Annotated in this window: 1 protein-coding gene; it reads right to left on the bottom strand. The window is 69.6% G+C overall.

All coding sequences use genetic code 11. From position 1 onward, the window contains the following. A partial coding sequence (locus ACFP1K_RS41170) for a replication initiator (RefSeq protein WP_380764050.1) occupies window positions 1–619 on the bottom strand: 619 nt, incomplete at its 3' end. Window positions 620–647: the final 28 nt, after the last annotated feature.

The following is a 647-nucleotide window of genomic DNA, read 5'->3' as shown; positions in this document are numbered from 1 at the left end:
CGCGGGTGCCGAGGCGCAGGCACTCGGCGATCAGTCGGCGGGGATGGTCGCGGATCGGTAGGGCGGTCAGGTCATCGAGGAGGTTGACGCGCCGGTCGAGCGTGCCGACGCATTCGGCCGCCTTGGTGGCGTACTTGGCGATGTACGCGGCAACGGCCTGTTCGGAGAGGTCGCCGTCCATGGTGATTTGCCGGACGTCGAGCTGATCGCCCCAGCGGAAGGTCCGTGTGGGTTCACCGGGCACGTGCGGAACCGTCACGGCGACCGCGGCGGCGGCGTGTCGTACGGCGTCCGTCATGAGGGCGGGTGTCGCCCAGGCCGGGGGAGCCGTGGCCGGTCCCTCCGGGCCGTCGAGGCGGATCACGGCGTGAAAGTGGACGACTCCGCGCCGCTGGTACTCGGCCACCTTGGCAAAGGAGATGACGGCCTGTTCCTTGAGGTCCCGCTGGGTCAGTCCGGCGTTCTTGGCGATGCGTCTGCGAAGCGCTTGGGTGAAGCGCCGCCACAGCTCCGGGGACATGGCGTTGAACAGCACCGAGCCCGCGTAGTTGTAGCACTCCGGGCATAACGGTTCGCCGAGGCGCGGTTCGTCGACTCCGTGCCGGATGGTGCAGGACATGACCCGGCCGTGCCGGCATGTCCCGGCG

Origin of the sequence: Sphaerisporangium aureirubrum (assembly GCF_042658925.1) — a bacterium.
Taxonomy (GTDB): Bacteria; Actinomycetota; Actinomycetes; order Streptosporangiales; family Streptosporangiaceae; genus Sphaerisporangium; species Sphaerisporangium aureirubrum.
The sequence above is the reverse complement of the archived record's forward strand: the minus strand, read 5'-3'. Positions and strand labels throughout refer to the sequence as shown.